At 63.5% G+C, this 17,528-nt stretch carries 19 protein-coding genes; 10 read left to right on the top strand and 9 right to left on the bottom strand.

Going from position 1 to position 17,528, the window contains the following annotated elements; all coding sequences use genetic code 11:
• Positions 1–10 precede the first annotated feature (10 nt).
• Entirely contained in the window at positions 11–1,393 is a 1,383-nt protein-coding gene (locus tag RFM40_RS10620; RefSeq protein ID WP_320277507.1) for a serine hydrolase domain-containing protein, read from the bottom strand.
• A gap of 280 nt (positions 1,394–1,673) precedes the next feature.
• Here RFM40_RS10620 and RFM40_RS10615 point away from each other — a divergent pair, with 280 nt between their 5' ends.
• Positions 1,674–2,465 (top strand): glycoside hydrolase family 25 protein, encoded by a 792-nt coding sequence (locus RFM40_RS10615; RefSeq protein WP_320225427.1) that lies wholly within the window; start codon positions 1,674–1,676, stop codon positions 2,463–2,465.
• 181 nt (positions 2,466–2,646) lie between these two features.
• Positions 2,647–3,825 carry a lytic murein transglycosylase gene (locus RFM40_RS10610; protein WP_320277506.1) on the top strand — a complete coding sequence of 393 codons (1,179 nt, stop codon included), beginning with the start codon at positions 2,647–2,649 and terminating at the stop codon, positions 3,823–3,825.
• A gap of 42 nt (positions 3,826–3,867) precedes the next feature.
• Here the strand turns inward: RFM40_RS10610 and RFM40_RS10605 are convergent, their stop codons facing one another.
• The gene (locus RFM40_RS10605) at positions 3,868–4,806 is read right to left on the bottom strand and encodes a LysR family transcriptional regulator (RefSeq protein WP_320225425.1); all 939 of its coding nucleotides are present in this window, start codon (positions 4,804–4,806) and stop codon (positions 3,868–3,870) included.
• An 85-nt stretch (positions 4,807–4,891) separates the two neighbouring features.
• Here RFM40_RS10605 and RFM40_RS10600 point away from each other — a divergent pair, with 85 nt between their 5' ends.
• Complete coding sequence (locus tag RFM40_RS10600) at positions 4,892–5,623, top strand: SDR family oxidoreductase (RefSeq protein ID WP_320225424.1); 732 nt, start codon at positions 4,892–4,894, stop codon at positions 5,621–5,623.
• Positions 5,624–5,721: 98 nt separating this feature from the next.
• On the opposite strand, the gene RFM40_RS10595 is transcribed toward RFM40_RS10600, so the two are convergent.
• Positions 5,722–6,942, bottom strand: a complete 1,221-nt coding sequence (locus RFM40_RS10595; RefSeq protein ID WP_320225423.1) for an alanine racemase — start codon at positions 6,940–6,942, stop codon at positions 5,722–5,724.
• 210 nt (positions 6,943–7,152) lie between these two features.
• Here RFM40_RS10595 and RFM40_RS10590 point away from each other — a divergent pair, with 210 nt between their 5' ends.
• Positions 7,153–8,073, top strand: a complete 921-nt coding sequence (locus tag RFM40_RS10590; protein ID WP_320277505.1) for a DMT family transporter — start codon at positions 7,153–7,155, stop codon at positions 8,071–8,073.
• Between the two features lie 423 nt (positions 8,074–8,496).
• Here the strand turns inward: RFM40_RS10590 and metF are convergent, their stop codons facing one another.
• A complete protein-coding gene (gene metF / locus RFM40_RS10585; RefSeq protein WP_320225421.1) occupies positions 8,497–9,414 on the bottom strand; it encodes a methylenetetrahydrofolate reductase [NAD(P)H] in 918 nt (305 codons plus the stop codon).
• Positions 9,414–10,421, bottom strand: coding sequence for an ArsR/SmtB family transcription factor (locus RFM40_RS10580; RefSeq protein ID WP_320225420.1), 1,008 nt, complete (start codon positions 10,419–10,421; stop codon positions 9,414–9,416). The genes metF and RFM40_RS10580 overlap by 1 nt, the downstream gene beginning before the upstream one ends.
• 150 nt (positions 10,422–10,571) lie before the next feature.
• Between RFM40_RS10580 and tsaA the strand changes: the two genes are divergently transcribed.
• From tsaA to RFM40_RS10565, 3 genes are all read left to right on the top strand, one after another.
• Complete coding sequence (gene tsaA, locus RFM40_RS10575) at positions 10,572–11,078, top strand: tRNA (N6-threonylcarbamoyladenosine(37)-N6)-methyltransferase TrmO (RefSeq protein WP_320277530.1); 507 nt, start codon at positions 10,572–10,574, stop codon at positions 11,076–11,078.
• Positions 11,075–11,389 carry a DUF2293 domain-containing protein gene (locus tag RFM40_RS10570; RefSeq protein WP_320225418.1) on the top strand — a complete coding sequence of 105 codons (315 nt, stop codon included), beginning with the start codon at positions 11,075–11,077 and terminating at the stop codon, positions 11,387–11,389. Before tsaA ends, RFM40_RS10570 begins: the two co-directional genes overlap by 4 nt.
• Before the next feature lie 217 nt (positions 11,390–11,606).
• Complete coding sequence (locus tag RFM40_RS10565; protein WP_320277529.1) at positions 11,607–12,470, top strand: aminotransferase class IV; 864 nt, start codon at positions 11,607–11,609, stop codon at positions 12,468–12,470.
• A gap of 96 nt (positions 12,471–12,566) precedes the next feature.
• Here RFM40_RS10565 and RFM40_RS10560 read toward each other — a convergent pair whose 3' ends face one another.
• Together RFM40_RS10560 and RFM40_RS10555 are read right to left on the bottom strand one after the other, a co-directional pair.
• Positions 12,567–13,184: an MOSC domain-containing protein gene (locus tag RFM40_RS10560; protein WP_320277504.1), complete on the bottom strand. Its 618-nt coding sequence runs from the start codon at positions 13,182–13,184 to the stop codon at positions 12,567–12,569.
• On the bottom strand, positions 13,159–13,848 hold the full coding sequence (locus RFM40_RS10555; protein WP_320225416.1) for a TetR/AcrR family transcriptional regulator: 690 nt from the start codon (positions 13,846–13,848) through the stop codon (positions 13,159–13,161). Before RFM40_RS10555 ends, RFM40_RS10560 begins: the two co-directional genes overlap by 26 nt.
• A gap of 102 nt (positions 13,849–13,950) precedes the next feature.
• Here RFM40_RS10555 and RFM40_RS10550 point away from each other — a divergent pair, with 102 nt between their 5' ends.
• The 3 genes from RFM40_RS10550 to RFM40_RS10540 all read left to right on the top strand — a co-directional run bounded on the left by RFM40_RS10550 (position 13,951) and on the right by RFM40_RS10540 (position 15,476).
• On the top strand, positions 13,951–14,370 hold the full coding sequence (locus RFM40_RS10550) for a tautomerase family protein (RefSeq protein ID WP_320225415.1): 420 nt from the start codon (positions 13,951–13,953) through the stop codon (positions 14,368–14,370).
• Positions 14,371–14,399: 29 nt separating this feature from the next.
• Entirely contained in the window at positions 14,400–14,798 is a 399-nt protein-coding gene (locus RFM40_RS10545; protein WP_320225474.1) for a VOC family protein, read from the top strand.
• Positions 14,799–14,909: 111 nt separating this feature from the next.
• Positions 14,910–15,476 (top strand): methyltransferase family protein, encoded by a 567-nt coding sequence (locus RFM40_RS10540; protein ID WP_320225414.1) that lies wholly within the window; start codon positions 14,910–14,912, stop codon positions 15,474–15,476.
• 7 nt (positions 15,477–15,483) lie between these two features.
• Here the strand turns inward: RFM40_RS10540 and RFM40_RS10535 are convergent, their stop codons facing one another.
• Together RFM40_RS10535 and tam are read right to left on the bottom strand one after the other, a co-directional pair.
• The gene (locus tag RFM40_RS10535; protein WP_320225413.1) at positions 15,484–16,605 is read right to left on the bottom strand and encodes a beta-ketoacyl-ACP synthase III; all 1,122 of its coding nucleotides are present in this window, start codon (positions 16,603–16,605) and stop codon (positions 15,484–15,486) included.
• Between the two features lie 122 nt (positions 16,606–16,727).
• Positions 16,728–17,495: a trans-aconitate 2-methyltransferase gene (gene tam / locus RFM40_RS10530; protein WP_320225412.1), complete on the bottom strand. Its 768-nt coding sequence runs from the start codon at positions 17,493–17,495 to the stop codon at positions 16,728–16,730.
• Positions 17,496–17,528: the final 33 nt, after the last annotated feature.

Genomic DNA, 17,528 nt, shown 5'->3' with positions numbered 1-17,528 from the left:
CCATCAGAGCTCAGTGTAGTGCCTTCACCAGCGCCGCCACCATGATCTGCGGACGGTAGCCGAGCTTGGCGGGCGTCAGTCCGAGACGCACCACGACCAGTTGCTCCGACGGAACGACGGCCATCGTCTGGCCGTCATGGCCTTCCATCCAATAGGTGTCCTTCGGCAGGCCGGCAGCGGCGCCAGCGCCGGGATTCTCCTCATCGCCCGGCCCCTCGATCCAGACCTGACCCTTGCCGTAGACCTTCGAGGCCGGTGCCGGCTCCCGCATCCAGTCGACGAAGCCGGCGGGCAGGATCTGCGCGCCGTTCCAGACGCCGCCCTGCAGCAGGAACTGGCCGAAGCGGGCCCAGTCGTGCGCCGTGGCATAGAGATAGGACGAGCCGACGAACGTACCCTGCTCGTCCGTTTCGAGCACCGCGCTGTGCATGCCGAGCGGCTCGAACAGCGCCGTCCGCGGCCATGCCAGCGCCTTTGCCTTGTCGCCGACCGCGTCCTGCCACAGCCGAGACAGCATAACGGCCGTGCCGCTCGAATAGGAAAACGCCTTGCCCACCTCGCCGGTGAGCGGCTTGGCCTCGCCGAAGCCCGCCATGTCCGGCTCAAGATAAAGCATGCGGGTCACGTCGGCGACGTCACCGTAATCCTCGTTGAACTCCAGCCCGCTCGACATCGCCATCATGTCGGCGAGGCTGATGGCGGCCCGCCCGTCGGCCTTCCACGGCGCGAACAGGTCCTTGCTGTCGAGCGCCATCTTGCCGCCCTTGACCAGCGTGCCGACGATCGCGGCATTCACCGTCTTGGTCATCGACCAGCCAAGCAGCGGCGTCTTGGCGGTAAAGCCATCGCCATAGCGCTCCGCGACGATATGGCCGTTCTTCACCACAACGAGCGCGCGCATGCCGGTCCCGGCCATGGCGGCATCGTCGATGATCTTCGACACTTGCGGGTTTTGCGAGGCATCCACCCGTTCGCCTTCGGGCCAGAGCGCGTCCTGTGCGGTCACCGCCAGAGGCTCGACATGCACGGATGTCTGCCTCGCCCGTCCGGTGTCGCCGTTGGGAACCGAGGCGCAGCCGAGCCCGTCGCGCGCGACCGCGACGCTTTTGCCCAGCACGCCGAACAGGCCCGCCGAAACAAGCCCCCTTTCCCTGTCGACGGATACCTTCATCAGCTTGAGCAGCGGATGGCCCGGCGCCTGCACGTCGACCGCCAGCACTTCATTCGGGTCGCGGCCGGCGATGAACACGTTCGAGCAGACGATCTTGGCCGAATAGCCAGAGCCGACACGGATCAGCTCGGGCGGCGCAAGGTAAAGCCAGGCAAAAAGTGCGACCACCGCCAGCACCACGAGGCCCAGCAGCCATTTGACGAACTTCACGACCGCCCGCATCTTTTCCCGCCCTTTGGACTTTCCGGCTCGCTTTATGTCATCGATTTGCCGCCATTGCTTCCGCAAAATCATGTCCGATGTCGAGCGCCGTCAACGGATTATCAACCATGTTCGGCGATCACGGAGGGATATCGCCCAAAAGCGCCAAGCTGCTTTGGGACAACGACATGCATGAAGAAGGGCGGTCCTGTGGGGCGATCGTCCGGAGGGGGCCCGCGTAAGCGACCACCATCAGTGAAGGACCCATCAGCGGCCGGCTGATCCCGGCTCGGGGGATATCATGCGCCGTCTTGCGGCCATCCTGATGCTTACGCTGTTGGGCGCCTGCTCGACCGTCGAGGATCTTTCGCCGCTGGCGCCGTCATCGCAGACCGTCGCGGTGCGCGCGCCGCGTTTCGAGGATTCCAAGCCGCATGAATGGGACAGCGGCACGCCGTGGAATTATGCCATCCATGGCACCGATGTCTCCAAGTACCAGACCTCGGTCGACTGGCCGACGGCCAAGGCCAGCGGCATCTCCTTCGCCTTCATCAAGGCGACCGAGGGCGGCGACCGTTTCGATGACTATTTCAACGAGCACTGGTCACGCACAAAGGCGGCCGGAGTCCCGCGCGCGGCCTATCATTTCTTCTATTTCTGCACCCCGGCCGCTACACAGGCGCGCTGGTTCATCGCCAATGTCCCAAGAGACCCGTCGGCCATGCCGCCGGTGCTCGACATGGAATGGAACCCGAAGTCGCCGACCTGCAGGCTGCGCCCTGATCCCGCGACGGTGCGCAGCGAGATGACCACCTTCCTCGAAATCGTCGAACGCCATTACGGCAAGAAGCCGATCATCTACACTTCGCTCGACTTCTTCGACGACAATCAACTGGCGACCTTCCGCGGCTATCCCTATTGGCTGCGCTCGGTCGCCGGCCATCCGCGTCAGAAGTATGGCAGCCACCCCTTCGCCTTCTGGCAGTACACCGGCACCGGCATCGTGCCCGGCCTGACCGGCAAGTCCGACATCAATGTTTTCAACGGCTCGGAAGCCGCCTGGAACAAGTGGCTGCGGCAGAACACCCGTTGACATCGGCCCACGTGCCTGCTTTTCGACACGGCAGGCGGCGATAGTTGCAACCGCCGGTGATGCTGAGCGGCGCACCCTGCCCGGGTGCCGAACGGCGCTCTTGAACTTTGAAATCTACGCATGATCCTGTCCAGACCCGGCCGGGTTTCACGGATCATGCGGCGGTCTCGAAAGGGAAGCGATGCGATTGCGCGTTGAAATTTTGGCGGCGCTGATCCTCGGTGCTTTCGCCTGGCCGGCGGCGGCACAGGAATGCGGCGGCGATTTCGAAACCTGGAAACAGGGCGTCGCGGCCGAAGCCAAGGCGGCCGGCGTCGGCGCCGTTGGACTGGACGCGCTGGAAGCCGCCACGATCGACGAGAAGGTGCTGGCGCGCGACCGTGCTCAAGGAGTGTTCGCACAGACCTTCATCCAATTCTCGAACCGCATGATCTCGGCATATCGCCTCAAGCAGGGCGCGGCCAACCTCCAGAAATATGCCGATGTCTTCGCGCGCGCCGACAAGGACTTCGGCGTGCAGCCGGCAGTCATCACCGCATTCTGGGGACTGGAAACCGATTTCGGCGCCGTGCAGGGCGATTTCCATACCCTGGACGCGCTGGTCACGCTCTCGCATGACTGCCGCCGCCCCCAGCTCTTCCGGCCGCAGTTGGTGCCGCTGCTGACCTTGATCGACCGCGGCGTGTTGCCGACCGACGTCAAAGGCGCTTGGGCCGGCGAGATCGGCCAGACGCAGATCCTGCCGACCGACTACCTCGCCCGCGGCGTCGACGGCGACGGTGACGGCACGGTCGATCTCAGGAACAGCGTGCCGGACGTGATCATGACCACGGCCGACAAGATCCTGTCGCGCGGCTGGAAACGCGACCAGCCCTGGGTCGAGGAAGTGCGCGTTCCCGGCGATATGCCTTGGGACCAGACCGGCCGCACCAACAAGTTGCCGATCTCGCAATGGGCTCAGTGGGGCGTGACCAATCCGAACGGCACGCCGCTCGTCGACAATGGCCTGAAGGCCGGGCTCGCATTGCCCATGGGTCGCAAGGGTCCTGCCTTCCTGACCTACGACAATTTCGACGTTTACCTGGAGTGGAACCAGTCCTTCACCTATGCGCTGACCGCCGCGGTGCTCGCCACGCGATTTGCCGGCGCCCCGCAATTCGACCCGCGCACGCCGGAGCAAGGTCTCAGCGGCGACCAGATGAAGGCGCTGCAGACCAAGCTCGAAGCCAAAGGCTACGATGTGGGAACGGTCGACGGCATCCTGGGCACAAACACCCGCGAGGCGATCCGCAAGGAACAGATGCGGCTTGGCCTTCCGGTGGATGGCTGGCCGACGCCGGAGCTGCTGGCGAAGCTGTGATTCCTGTGATGGACGGAGGTCGGTCCTTCCAGCTCCGTGCCTCTACTCTCGATTCGTCCGAATGAAATCGATGAACACACGCAGTGCCGGCGGCACATGCCGTCGACTTGGATGATATAGATAAAAGCCTGGAAAACTGGGCGACCAGTTTTCGAGAAACCGAACCAGTTTGCCGGTCTCGATCGATGGCTGGACTTGATAATCAAGCATGTAAGCCACACCTGCTCCGTCCAGCGCCGCCTTGAGCATCAGCTCTGTATCGTTGACGATGAGACTTCCCTCGACGGCGATTTCCAGCGACCGCTTACCGCGCGAGAACTCCCATCGGTAGATGTTGCCTCCGCCGGGCCATTGAAAGTTGATGCAGCGGTGCTGGTGTAGATCCTGCGGGAAGCGCGGAATCGCGCGACCCTTGAGGTAGGCCGGAGCAGCCACAGCGGCCATTTGCAAATCATCGCTCAGCTTGACAGCAACCATGTCCCTCTCCAGCCGTTCGCCAAGACGGATTCCGGCATCGAAACGCCCCTCGACAATATCTGTCAGCAGGTCGTCGACAATGATCGTCAGTACGATATCGGGATAAGCGCGCTGGAAGTCGCCGAGGATCGGCGCGATGAACCGCATTGCGGCAATGCGCGGAACATTGATACGCAGCGAACCAGTCGGGCTGTCACGCGCGGCCTGAACGTCCGCGACAGCGCCTTCCAGTTCACCGAACACCACCGCAAGGCGGGCAAACAGCGTCTCGCCGACCGCGGTCGGCGCGACGCTGCGTGTCGTCCGGTTCAGCAGGCGGACGCCGAGGCGAGCTTCCAATTGCCGTATCGTCTGGCTGAGAGCCGGCGGTGAAATCCTAAGCCTAGCAGAAGCGCGGATGAAACTGCCCTCCTCCACGATCGCCGCAAAGGCCCTGAGTTCGGTGAATTCAGACCCTCTCATTATGTATCTCAGGATTAACAAGCCAGTCAGATAATAGGCCATTATCTGATCAATTGTATACCGCTATTTCTCAATTACCTGCTCGTCGCGCAACCGATGCGGCAAGGAGTAATTGAAGGAACTGAACATGTCTCATGCGCTTCAGGGCAAAACCGCAATCGTCACCGGCAGTTCGCGCGGCATTGGTCGCGCCATCGCGGAAGGACTCGCAGCCAACGGCGCCGCTGTCGCCGTCAACTATGTCAGCAACAACAAGGCCGCGGACGAGGTGGTGGCCGCCATCACGAGCAAGGGCGGAAAGGCGATCGCCATTCAGGCGGACATATCCAGCGTGTCGGACGTTCGCCGCCTGTTCGACGAGACCGAGAGCCAGTTGGGCGCAATCGACATCGTCGTCGCCAATGTCGGCGTCGCCGTCATCAAACCGTTGGTCGAGGCCAGCGAAGCCGATTTCGACCTTGTCTTCGGCACCAACGCCAAGGGCACTTTCTTCACGCTCCAGGAAGCGGCACGCCGGGTACGTGACGGCGGCCGCATCATTGCAGTCTCCACTGGCGGGACAAAGATGTACTTCACGCAGACCGCCCTCTATCTCGGCAGCAAGGGCGCCGTCGAACAGTTCGTGCGCGTGCTGTCGCGCGAACTCGGGCCACGCGGCGTCACCGTCAACGCCCTGTCGCCCGGCTTCACCGACACCGATCTGCTGCCCGAGCGTGACCGCGCCGTTGCTGCCGGCATGTCGCCCTTCGGCAGGATCGGCGCGCCGCGCGACGTTGCTGACGTCGCCGTCTTCCTGGCCAGCGATGAGGCCCGCTGGCTGACCGGCGAGAACATCCAGGCCGGCGGCGGGGTCGCCTAGAGCAATTCCAGGAAAAGTGTGTAACGGTCTTCCGTCCGGAATTGCGTAAAAACAAATAGTTAGAATAGTTCAGCGTTTCTACCTAACGCTGAACTACTCTAGTCTGCCATCGTCTCCAGGCTGGCAAACCCCACCGGTGCATCGCCTTCGTCGAAGGGCGTCGTCACCTCGACGAACGTATCGGGGTAGAAGCCGTTGAAGCGTGTCCTCAGCGACAGCGAGTAAGCCCCGATGTGGCCGATCTCGATCCAGTCGCCGGTGTCGACCGTTTCCGGCAGCCAGAACGGCCTGGACAGGATGTCGACGGAATCGCAGGTCGCGCCGCAGACCTTGAACGGCACGATGTTTTTCTCGGCGCCGTTGCGCGTGCGGATCGCGGGATCCGGGATGAAGCGCGCCGGCAGTGTGATCTTGCCGGTCCATGAATCCGAGAGCGACGCCCAGATGCCGTCATTGATGTAAAGCCGCTTGCCCTTGCGCAGCAGCACGCGCACGATCAGCGACAGGCAGCGCGCGACGATCACGCGCCCTGGCTCCGCGACCAGCGGCATCTCGTCGAACTGGTATTCCTTGAGGTCGCCGGCCAGCCGCGACATGAGCTGGCCGAGCGACGGCATCTCGATGTGCCTGCGATTGGGGTCGTGGCCGTACTCGGCCGGAAAGCCGCCGCCGACATCGAGCCCGGCAATATCGAAGGTCAGCCGGTTGCGCACCCAGTCGGCCGAGGCCAACGCCCGCTCATAGGTGTCGGGGTCCTCGATCTGGCTGCCGACATGAAAGCAGAGGCCAACCTTGTAGCCGGTCCGGTTGAGCCGCTCGGCAAGCTCCACCGCGTTGGCGGGCCCGGCGCCGAACTTCTTCGACAGCTCATAGGCAGCGTGCCCCTTGGTCTGGATGCGCACGAACACCGTCAGCGCGCCCGGGTCGATATCGAGCGCCCGCACCACCCGCGTCAGCTTGGTGATCTCGTCCTCGTGGTCGAGCGAGATCACCCGGATGCCGTATTTTTCCAGCGCCAGCTTGATGTCCGACTGCGCCTTGACCGGGTGCATGTAGAACATCTCGGCGTCCGGCGAGACGGCGCGCACGGCGGCGAACTCGCCGGGCGAGGCCACGTCGAAAGCGCCGACGCCGGCCTCCACCAGCGTCTTCAGCACGATCTGCTCGCCGTTGGTCTTGACCGCATAGGCGGTCTTGCCGGGAAACATGCCCATGAACTGCAAGGCATCGGCCTTCAGCACCTGTGGACGGAAGCAATAGACCGGATCGTCCGGGCGAAGCGCCAGTGCCGCCTCGCGGGCATTTTCGAATCGCTGCATGGACGAATCCCTGACCTGGCTGCGCACAATTAATCCTAGCTAGCCGCCAAAGAAAACAGTTCTATGTCTCGCCTTCCCGCACGACTCGCCGCACCTTTGCGCCAACGCTAAACCACCAGTCCGGTTTCGGGTGGCCCTTGCCGCCAGACCGGATATCGGTTGGAGCTGTTCGGCGGGCTGAGATTGCGTCCGGCCTGGGAGGGTGACTACATGACGATTACGGCTGGCGCCGCGGCGACGCGCGGACCGATGACGCTCAGGGACTGGGCGCAGCTCCTGCTGCTCGGCGCGATCTGGGGCGGCTCGTTCTTCTTTGCCCGCATTGCCGTGTCCGAAATCCATCCGCTGGCGCTGGTGCTGTTTCGCGTCGTCATCGCCGCGGCAGCGCTTCAGCTCTATCTGGCGATCCGCGGCCCGTCCTTCCGCCTCGCCTTTCCTTACGCGGGCCTGTTCTTCCTGCTGGCGCTGACCAATAACGTCATTCCTTTTTCGCTGATCTTCGCCGGCCAGACCGAGCTCGGCGCTGGCGTCGCCTCGGTGCTCAACGCCACGACGCCGTTTTGGACGCTGATATTCGCCAATGCGCTCACCACGGACGAAAAGCTCTCCTGGAACAAGCTGGCCGGCATCGCGCTTGGCGTTGCAGGAACTGCTGTCATGATCGGTCCAGGCCTGGTTGCCGGGCTCGGCGGGCCGGTGTGGGCGAAGTTCGCGCTGATCGGCGCCTCGCTGTCCTACGCGGTCGCCCTGATGATCGCGCGCCGCTTCAAGGGCGTGCCGTCACCGGTCATCGCCACGGGGCAGCTGACCGCCTCGACCATCATCATGATTCCCGTCGTGCTCATTGCCTATGGACCGGCCGGACTGTTTTCGGCTTCGCCGCCGGTGTGGGCCGCGGTGCTGGGGCTGGCGCTGCTGTCCACCGCATTCGCCTACATCCTTTATTTCAACCTCGTCGCCTCGGCCGGCGCCACCAATGCCTCGCTGGTCACTTTGATCGTGCCGGTCAGCGCCGTGCTGCTCGGTTTCCTGTTCCTCGGCGAACGGTTGGCGGCCTTTGAGATCGGCGGCATGGCGCTGATCGGACTCGGCCTGATCACCATCGACGGCCGTCTGTTCGGCCGATGGTAGCGGTGTCATGCCACAGCGCCGCCACAATTTATTCACAACTCTTGAATTGGTTTTTGCCGAAGAGTTTCAACGGCTAACGGCAAATTAGAAGTCGCAAATTCCACATTCATGTCGCATTGCAGCACGTTTTCCGCTTGCCTGTGACCCAAATGACTCTAGATTCCGGCCATAGCTCTGAAGAGGAGGCTATGACATGGGACTGACGAGGCCAATCAACGCTTTGATGATTTGTGCCGCATTCGCATTCATCGGTGCCCTTATCATAGGCATTCTTCCCTGACCCGCCAAAGCCGGGAAGATCAGTACCGAGAGTAGTTCAAACAGTTCGAAAAGGCCGGGTTCTACCCGGCCTTTTCCATTTCAGTCTTTGTTTTGATGCATGTCGTATTCCCAAAACCGCTGCACATTTTTGGGCGACATGCATTAGGCTGCGGCCGACCCGGCCGCCTCCGATTCATGCGAGCGGATGCCGATCATGTGGCAGACGGCAAAGACAAGATCGGCGCGGTTCATTGTGTAGAAGTGGAAATCGCCGACACCGCGCTCGACTAGATCGTGCACCTGCTCGGCCGCGACCGCCGACGCCACCAGCGCATGCGTCTGCGCATCATTCTCCAGCCCTTCGAAGCGCTCGGCCAGCCACGCCGGCAACAGCGCGCCGCAGCGCGACGAGAAGTTGGCGACCTGGGTGAAATTGTGCACAGGCAAGATACCAGGCACGATCGGGATGTAGATGCCGGCGCGGCGCGCCCGCTCGACATAGCGCTCGTAAAGGTCGTTGTCGAAGAAGAACTGGGTGATCGCCCGCGTCGCGCCATTGTCGACCTTGCGCTTCAGCATGTCGATGTCGGTGACGAAATCCGGACTTTCCGGATGCTTTTCCGGATAGGCCGAGACCGAGATGTCGAAATCGCCGACGCTCTTCAGCGCCCCGACCAGTTCGGCGCCGTTGGCATAGCCGTCGGGATGCGGACGGTACGCGGTTCCGACACCCGCGGCCGGATCGCCGCGCAAGGCGACAAATCGGGTGACGCCCATGTCTGTGAATTCCCGGATGACGGCGTCGACCTGATGACGGGCCGCGTCGACGCAGGTCATATGCGCCGCCGGCGTCAGCGTCGTCTCGTTGAGAATGCGTTTCACCGTGCGTGCGGTGCGTTCCCGGGTCGAACCGCCGGCGCCGTAGGTCACAGAGACGAATTTCGGCTTGAGCGGCTCCAGCCGGGTGACGGTGTCCCAGAGCCTTGCCTCCATCTCGTCCGTCTTCGGCGGGAAGAACTCGAACGATACCCGGACCTTGTCGCCAATGTCCGGGCGGCGGGAAAAGCGGAACTGGTTCATCAGGCTGTTTCCCTTGCTGGTAGCGAGTCATTGGACGGATCGGCGATCAGCAGCCGGCGGTCACGACCAAGCCAAAGCTTGACGGTGAGCCTGGCCTCGGCCTGCCCGCGCGGCTCGAATTCCTGGCTGTCCTCGAGATCGAGCCCTGCCTCCTCGAACCAGTCGGCAATCTGCCTGTCGGAAAAACCGAGCCGCATATGCGCGTGCTGGTCGCGCAGGAATTCGAGATTGTGGGGCGCGAAATCGACGACGATGAGCCGGCCCGCCGGACGCAGCAGTCTCGCCGCCTCGCCGATGGCGCGGGCCGGATCGTCGAGATAGTGCAGCACCTGATGGATGGTGACGAGGTCGAATGCGTTGCGCTCGACCGGCGGCGAAAAAATATCGCCATGGCGCACCTGCGCATTGGCGACGCCCGCCTTGTCGAGATTGGCGCGCGCCACCGTCAGCATCTCGCGCGACATGTCGATGCCGACGCCGCGCCGGTAGAGCGGCGCAAAAATCTCCAGCAGCCTGCCGGTGCCGGTGCCGAGATCGAGCATCGACTGGAACGGCCGCTTGCCGACGAGCTTGAGCAGCGCCGCTTCCACCGCGCGGTCCGGCACATGCAGCGAGCGGATGCGATCCCAGCTTGCGGCGTTCTCGGAAAAATATTCAGCGGCTCGGTCCTGCCGCTTGCGCTTGACCGCCGCCAGCCGCTCCAGATCGCGCACCACTTGCGGATCGGCCTCGCGCACGCCCGAGACCAAGCGTTGCACGAAATCGCGCGAAGCGTCCGTGTCCGACAGCCTGAAAAAGGCCCAGGACCCTTCCTGGTAGCGGCCGATCAGCCCGGCATCGAGCAGGAGCTTCAGGTGCCGCGAGACGCGCGGCTGCGACTGACCAAGGATTTCGGTAAGGTCGGAGACTGTGAGGTCGCCACGCGACAGCAGCACTAGGATGCGCAGGCGGCTAGATTCGGCCGCCGCCTTCAATGTATCTACCATCGTGTCGAGCGTGACATACATGAGCGGGATTCTCGGTGAAAGATATAAAGATATGTTTATGTCGAATTTGAAACCCTGGCAAGCGCTATGTCGCTTCCGGACAAGAAAATGGCGCAGCCACAATCGGCATGCGCTCGGCCGTTCTTCCGCGGACTGACGGGGACCAAGCCGATGTTCGAGACACGCGAGGGCGAGAAGCTCCTGAAGATCGACCCGGCTGATATGCCGCCGGACGGCCATGTCGTCTTCATCGGCCATATCGTCTCGCCCTGGACCAGTCGCGAGGATTGCCCGAAGAACATGCGCGCAGCCCGCGAGACCGGACGGACGGCGACGGTTCTGGTCGACGAGGCCTACCGGCCGGGTCTGCAAAACCTCGACCGCGCCAGCCACATCGCCATCCTGTCCTGGCTCGGTCATGCGCCGCGGAATCTCATCGTGCAGAAACCACGCCATGCTGCTGAACCGAAAGGTGTTTTCTCGCTGCGCTCCCCTGCCCGGCCGAACCCCATTGGCCTGCATGTCGCGAAGCTCGTCGCGCTCGATATTGAGGCTGGCCGGATCGAGATCGATGCCATCGATGTGCTGGACGGCACGGCGGTCATCGACATCAAGCCCTACTACGCTTCGATCGACGCCTTCCCTGAAGCGGCCATTGCGGGGCGCGACGAGAAATGAGCGCGCCGACCGGCCGCCGCCGCGCCATTGCCAAGGCGCTGACCGCGCTCCTGCCGCTCGCTCCCTACGCCGACATGGAAAGGATCCGCGCCGACGCCGGTTCAGTGCATATGAAGACCTTGCCGCCGACGATCGCGGTGTGGCTGGCAACCATCGCTCATGTCCGCCACGCCCATACCGACTACGAGAGATTGCTCGCCGAAGGCTACGACCGCGACTCGGCGCGCTTCTTCGTCATCGAGCAGACCAACGAGGTGCTGACCCGCTGGCGCGCGACGCGCTTGCTGGAGGAAGGCGACGAGGAGGAATGAGGCCGATGGGAACCACCCGGACCGCGCAACCGCCTCACAGGCCAAGCAACGCCGACGGCCTGGCTCTACTTCATTTGGGACCGGACGCTAGCCTGCTTTGCCGCAACGACGAGGGAGGAATGAAGTGAGCCAAGCCACCTCCAAGCCCGCCGGGTTGCTCCCCGTTCTTTCAGATCGTTACCTCGACCCGCACGCTTATCCGGACGGGGTGGCTTACCTGGATGGACAATATCTGCCGATGTCGCAGGCCAAGGTCTCGGTACTCGACTGGGGCTTTCTGCACTCCGACGCCACCTACGACACGGTCCATGTTTGGGATGGCCGCTTTTTCCGTCTCGATCTGCATCTCGACCGTTTCTTCGGCGGGCTGGAAAAGCTCCGCATGGCGATCCCGTTCGACCGCGACGGCGTCGCCGAAATCCTTCACAACTGCGTCGCGCTGTCCGGCCATCGAGCAGCCTATGTCGAGATGCTGTGCACGCGCGGCGCCTCGCCGACCTTCAGCCGCGATCCACGTCAGGCGATCAACCGGTTCATGGCTTTCGCCGTCCCGTTCGGCTCGGTCGCCAATGCCGAGCAGTTGCGAAGCGGCCTCCATGTCGCGATCAGCGACAAGGTCCGCATCCCGCCTGCCTCGATCGATCCCTCGATCAAGAACTACCATTGGCTGGACCTGGTGCGTGGGCTCTACGACGCCTATGACCGCGGCGCCGACACCGCGCTGATCCTCGACTTCAACGGTAACGTCGCCGAAGGTCCGGGCTTCAATGTGTTCTGCGCCAAGGCGGGCAGACTGTCGACGCCCGCCGTCGGCGTTCTGCCCGGCATCACGCGCCGCACCGTGTTTGACCTATGCGCCGAGGCGGGACTCTCCGCGGTGGCGGCGGATGTCAGCGTGGCCGCGCTCAAGACAGCCGACGAAGTCTTCATCACCTCGACTGCCGGCGGCATCATGCCCGTCACGACGATCGACGGCGCGCCGGTGGCCGACGGCAAGGTCGGCGCGATCACCGAGCGTCTGATGGCGCTCTATTGGAAAAGGCACGACGATCCGGCCTGGTCGAGCCCGGTGCGCTACTAGAGCAATTCCAGGAAAAGTGAAGCGGTTTTCCGTCCGGAATTGCGCCAAAACAAAGAGATAGAGCGGTTCGCCGTTCCTGTGAAACGGTGAACCGCTCTAAGCGCGATAGATCCACTGCTCCGGCACCCGCACCGAGATCTCCTCGCCTGCCCTGATCACGCCCGGCTTCTCGACCCAGGCGACGAGGCCGCGCAGGCGCTTGGCTGCTTTCGGAAACAGCAATGCCCCAGCCTCGTGATCGGTCATGCCGGCATGCTCGGCCACCGAGCGACCGGAGAAGCGGCAGGGCCCGTTCTGCGCATCGACCTTGACGGTCACGCCGCCCTTGAAAAACAGCAGCGATCCGGCCGGCAGCATGGAAAGATGCGGCACGCCTTCGATCAGCAGGTTGGCGCCGATCCACTCCGGCTTGATCTCTGCGATGGCCATCAGCTCGGCGACGATGGCCAGTTCGTCGGCGGCGACCAGTGACAGTTGCCGCTCGTTACGCATCTCGGTGCCACGCGCATACCAGGGCTCGCGCCCGCCCGAACGCCGCGTCGCGCCGGCATGGAAATCGCCCTCGATGCCGTCGAAGCCGAGCCGCAATTCCTCTACCCGCCTTGTCTCGAAATGATCGGAAGCCGCCATGTAAAGTGCTGCGGCCATCGCCGCGAGCTTGCGGCCCGGCACGATCTCGACGGGCGTTTCAATTGTGGAGAACAGGTCCGGCATCGGTTTCGCCATTTGTGTCGGCCGCTTTTCGCACTTCGGCTGCCCAGGCGGCAAGAGCGGTCTCGGCCAAAGCCCTGAGGTCTTCCGCCGAAGCGCCGTCACGCGCCTGGATCGACATTCCGTGCATGACGCCGGCCAGATATTTGGCCAATCGCTCGACGGACAGATCCGCCGGCAATTCGCCGGCCTCTCGGCCCTTGACCAGCCGCGCCGTGATCGCCGCTTCGGTCGCCTTGCGATATGTCCTGAGCTCGTCCGCGATGCCTTGCGCCTGCGACGAGGCCGCCAGCGCACCGCTGATGAAAAGGCAGCCGCCGGGCTTGCCCGGCCGGGTGTAGGCCTCAGCCGCGCCCATCAGCAGCAAACGCATCGCCTCCTTAACCGGCACCGGCGCGCTGAGCGCGTCGAGCGCAAACCTGATCTCCCTTTCGTGGTAGCGCGCCAGCGCCCGACGGAACAGTGTCTCCTTGTCGGTGAAGGCGTTGTAGATCTGCGGCGGCGTCAGGCCCATGGCCTCGCGCAGCATGGCAAGCGAGGTCGCTTCATAGCCATGCTCCCAGAACAGATGCATCGCGGCGTCGAGCGCAACCTCCGGGTCGAATGCGCGCGGCCTGCCGCCGCGTGACTTCTCGAAATTTTCCATAGTGATCGATACGAAACCCATTGACTTGCCGATTTGAGGTAACGTAACAATCAGTACGTAACCTGACAAGCGCAAAGCACCAGAGCCGTCAGGGCCATCCGCAGCAGATAAGGGAGAACCATCATGCCGATCACCGTGACCGCGCCCGAAGGCGTGCTGACAGCAGCTGGGGAGCGCGAAATCCTTCCCCGCCTGAGCGCCGCGCTCATCGAGGCCTCCGGAGCCACCGGGAATTCATTTTTCACTGCAATCGTCGGCGGAACGGTCCATGTCCTGCCGGGCCATCGCATCTATGCGGGCGGCGCCAACCGGCCTGTCGTCATGGTGGAGCTGAAACTGCCGAACATCGGCCTCGCCTCCATCGAGGCACGAGAGGCGTTCATCACGGCTGCCGCAAGGATCGTCACCGACCTTTGCGTGCCGGGCCACAGGCCCGAAAACACCTGGATCAACATTCTCAATGCGCCCGATGGCGGCTGGGGCATCGGCGGCCGGCAATATTCAGGCGAGGCGTTGGTCGCGGCGGCGATGACCGCCGCATGACGACCACGGTTCAGAAGCAAGGGCACGGGATGCGGTTTTCTCCCTCGCTGTTCTTCACGACCAACTGCGAGGAGGCTCTCGCCTTCTACGAACGGTGTGGCCTCGGCCAGGGAACAGTCCTCCTGCGTTGGGGCGAAAACAATATGCCCGTGCGAACCGAGGCCATGCGAGGGAAAGTACTGCATGCCCGGTTCGAGGGGCCTGGCATCCTTTTTCACGCATCTGACAATGACGACGCCGAGCCCATGAAAGGCTCGGCGCTGATGTTGGAGTTCGACGACCTCATCACGATGCGGGCGCTGTTCGGCAACATGGCCGAAGGCGGCCGGATCACCGTGCCTCTGGCGCGTCGATATTGGGGGACAAGCTTCGGGATGCTCGTCGATGCTTTTGGCGTACAGTGGATGTTTAGCTGTTCGAGCGAATAGGAGCGGTGTCTGCTCGCGCTCGCCTTGCGATCACGACGTTCTTACTGGCCGCCACTATCTTTCGCCCCGCGGCATCGCTTTGATGGCGGCGCCAAGACAAAAGGGTTGATCATGCATCCCGGACCCGCAATCGCTGCCTTGTGGCTGGCTTGGATCGTATCCTGGGCTTTGGCCTCCTTCTGGGCCGACCCCGCGCAAAAGCGCGCAGGCTTCAGGGCTGAGGCGCAATATCGGGTACTGTGGCTCGCCGGCACCATCCTGCTGTTCGTTCCGGCGCATGGCTATGCCGGCAGGCTGCGGCTGTGGACGCCGACGCTTGCCGAGGCGTGGATTTGCGTCGCCCTGATCGCCATCGGCATCGCCTTCGCCTGGTGGGCGCGCCTGCATCTTGGCAAGCTGTGGTCGGGCACCATCACCGCTAAGGCCGATCACCGGGTGGTCGACACCGGCCCCTATCGGCTGGTCCGCCACCCGATCTACACCGGTCTGCTTTTGTCGATCCTCGCCACCATGGCGGTGAAAGGCACGGTCTGGGGCATCGCCGGCGCCGCGCACCTGCTTGTCGGCATCGTCGTCAAGGCCAGACTGGAAGAGAGCTTCCTTCGCGGCGAGCTCGGCCCTGTCTATGACGACTATGCCAGACGCGTGCCGATGCTGGTGCCCTTCGCGCCAGCCTGACGACCTCTCAAAGCATCCTGAGCAGCGCGCCACCGATCGAATAGCCGGCGCCGAAGGCGCAGAGCAGGCCGAAATCGCCGGCTTTCATGTCGGCATGGTTTTCCGACAGCGCCACGATAGCGCCGGCGCCGGCCGTGTTGCCGAGCCGCTCCAGCACCATCGGCGCGCGGTCATGGTCGACGTCGTGGCCGAAGGCGAGTTTCAGGATCATCGCGTTCATGCGCGCATTGGCCTGATGCAGCCAGAAGCGGCGGATGCCTTGCGGCGTCAGCCCATGCTCGGCCAGGAACTCGACGATGAATTTGTGGCCGGCGACGGTGACTTCCTTGAACACCTTGTTGCCGACCTGCTTGATCAGATTGCCTTCGAGCTTGATCATGTAGGGATCGTCCTGGGCCGTGCGGGTGTGGTAGCCGAGATTGGTGCGGATATTGTTCGACAATTGCGTCCAGGTGCGCGTGTCGAGCACCTCGAAGCGTCCCGGCCGCTTCTCGCCCTGGTTGAGCCCTTCGACGACCATCGCGACCGAAGCGTCGCCGAAGATGAAATGCGTCTGCCGGTCGCGGAAGTTGAGATGGCCGGTGATGATTTCCGGCGTCGACACCAGGATGCGCTTGTGCGCCCCTGCCCTGACCAGATTGACCGCGATATGCAGCGCGGCCGCGGCGGAAGAGCAGCCCAGCCCCATGTCGAAGCCGGCGCCCTTGGTGCCCAGCGCCTCCTGCATCTCGATGGCGATCGCCGGATAGGGCCGCTGGTGATGCGAGGCCGAGCAGATCACCAGGTCGATATCTGACGGTTCCACGCCGGCATGGGCGATCGCCTTCTTGGCGGATGCGATGCCGAATTCCGCCTGCAGCGACAGCGCGTCGTCCGGCCGTGCCGGAATGCGCGGCGCCATGCGGGTTGGATCGAGGATGCCCTCGCGCTCGATCACATGGCGGGTCTGCACGCCCGAGGCGTGGACGATGAAGTCGCTGTCCGACTTCTGCAGCGGCGTCTCGCCCGTGACGGCGCGGCGCGCATTCTCGGTGTCGACCCAGCTGTTGAAGCTTTCGACCAGCTCTTCATTGGTGATGACAGGCTCGGGGATTTCGGCGCCGATGCCGCTGATGATGACGCGATGCATGTCCAATCCGTCCGAGGCACGGCCTTTGTGCCGGAGCGCGCTACCCTTGTCGCATTTGTCCGCTTTATGCCAGCTTAAATCTCAGTTGCGCGCTGCTATCGCGATGAGTTGACCGGAAGCAGTCAGGCGCGCTTGGCGATGATGAAGATGCGCGGGAAGCGCAGCAGCACCTTGCCGTTCGCTGTTTTGGGATAGGCCTTTGCGATCTTGGCGGTATAGCTTTCGAGAAACAGCTTCTTCTCATCCGCGTCGAGCGGATCGAGGAATGGCTTCAGCCCCGTCGCCTTGACCCACTCCACGATCGCTTCGGCATCGGCCAGCGGATGGTTGTAGATCGTGTGCCAGATATCCACCCGATCCGCGAGCGGCGACAGGAGATCGTAGTAGAACGAAACCGGCGGCAGCGGCGCGCGCGCCGCGCCCTTGAGCTTGGCGGAGAACGACATCTCGGCCGCGGTGTCGCGCATCAGCTGATGCGAAGGCTCGGCGAGATTGTCGGGCATCTGAATGGCCAAGGCGCCGCCGGGCGCGAGCAATCCCATCAGCCGCTGGAACACCGCCGGATGCTCCGGCAGCCACTGGAAGACGGCGTTGGCGAAGATCACGTCGACCGGGTTCTCCGGCTGCCATTTGGCAGCATCGGCGAGCGCGAAGGTGACATTGGGCAGCCGCGTCCTCGCCTTCTCGATCATGTCGGGGGAGGTGTCGAAGCCGCTGACCTCGGCATCCGGCCAGCGCTCGACCAGTAGCTCGGTCGAATTGCCTGGACCGCAGCCGATGTCGACGACGCGGCGCGGGAAGTCGACAGGCACCTGCGCCGCCAGGTCACGCGCGGGCCGCGTACGCTCATCCTCGAACTTCAGATATTGGGCGGCGGACCAGTCGGCCATTTCAGAACCTCTTTGTTCGCCGCCCCCTGGTTG

The sequence above is a fragment of the Mesorhizobium captivum genome (assembly GCF_033977165.1).
In the GTDB taxonomy this organism is placed as follows: domain Bacteria; phylum Pseudomonadota; class Alphaproteobacteria; order Rhizobiales; family Rhizobiaceae; genus Mesorhizobium; species Mesorhizobium captivum.
This window is presented reverse-complemented; position numbering and strand designations above follow the sequence as displayed.

What these genes read in the sequence shown, in the direction of transcription:
- RFM40_RS10620 (WP_320277507.1), bottom strand. Translation starts at nt 1,393, where the DNA reads ATGCGGGCGGTCGTGAAGTTCGTCAAATGGCTGCTGGGCCTCGTGGTG.
- RFM40_RS10615 (WP_320225427.1), top strand. Translation starts at nt 1,674, where the DNA reads ATGCGCCGTCTTGCGGCCATCCTGATGCTTACGCTGTTGGGCGCCTGC.
- RFM40_RS10610 (WP_320277506.1), top strand. Translation starts at nt 2,647, where the DNA reads ATGCGATTGCGCGTTGAAATTTTGGCGGCGCTGATCCTCGGTGCTTTC.
- RFM40_RS10605 (WP_320225425.1), bottom strand. Translation starts at nt 4,806, where the DNA reads ATGGCCTATTATCTGACTGGCTTGTTAATCCTGAGATACATAATGAGA.
- RFM40_RS10600 (WP_320225424.1), top strand. Translation starts at nt 4,892, where the DNA reads ATGTCTCATGCGCTTCAGGGCAAAACCGCAATCGTCACCGGCAGTTCG.
- RFM40_RS10595 (WP_320225423.1), bottom strand. Translation starts at nt 6,942, where the DNA reads ATGCAGCGATTCGAAAATGCCCGCGAGGCGGCACTGGCGCTTCGCCCG.
- RFM40_RS10590 (WP_320277505.1), top strand. Translation starts at nt 7,153, where the DNA reads ATGACGATTACGGCTGGCGCCGCGGCGACGCGCGGACCGATGACGCTC.
- metF (WP_320225421.1), bottom strand. Translation starts at nt 9,414, where the DNA reads ATGAACCAGTTCCGCTTTTCCCGCCGCCCGGACATTGGCGACAAGGTC.
- RFM40_RS10580 (WP_320225420.1), bottom strand. Translation starts at nt 10,421, where the DNA reads ATGTATGTCACGCTCGACACGATGGTAGATACATTGAAGGCGGCGGCC.
- tsaA (WP_320277530.1), top strand. Translation starts at nt 10,572, where the DNA reads ATGTTCGAGACACGCGAGGGCGAGAAGCTCCTGAAGATCGACCCGGCT.
- RFM40_RS10570 (WP_320225418.1), top strand. Translation starts at nt 11,075, where the DNA reads ATGAGCGCGCCGACCGGCCGCCGCCGCGCCATTGCCAAGGCGCTGACC.
- RFM40_RS10560 (WP_320277504.1), bottom strand. Translation starts at nt 13,184, where the DNA reads ATGCCGGACCTGTTCTCCACAATTGAAACGCCCGTCGAGATCGTGCCG.
- RFM40_RS10555 (WP_320225416.1), bottom strand. Translation starts at nt 13,848, where the DNA reads ATGGGTTTCGTATCGATCACTATGGAAAATTTCGAGAAGTCACGCGGC.
- RFM40_RS10550 (WP_320225415.1), top strand. Translation starts at nt 13,951, where the DNA reads ATGCCGATCACCGTGACCGCGCCCGAAGGCGTGCTGACAGCAGCTGGG.
- RFM40_RS10545 (WP_320225474.1), top strand. Translation starts at nt 14,400, where the DNA reads ATGCGGTTTTCTCCCTCGCTGTTCTTCACGACCAACTGCGAGGAGGCT.
- RFM40_RS10540 (WP_320225414.1), top strand. Translation starts at nt 14,910, where the DNA reads ATGCATCCCGGACCCGCAATCGCTGCCTTGTGGCTGGCTTGGATCGTA.
- RFM40_RS10535 (WP_320225413.1), bottom strand. Translation starts at nt 16,605, where the DNA reads ATGCATCGCGTCATCATCAGCGGCATCGGCGCCGAAATCCCCGAGCCT.
- tam (WP_320225412.1), bottom strand. Translation starts at nt 17,495, where the DNA reads ATGGCCGACTGGTCCGCCGCCCAATATCTGAAGTTCGAGGATGAGCGT.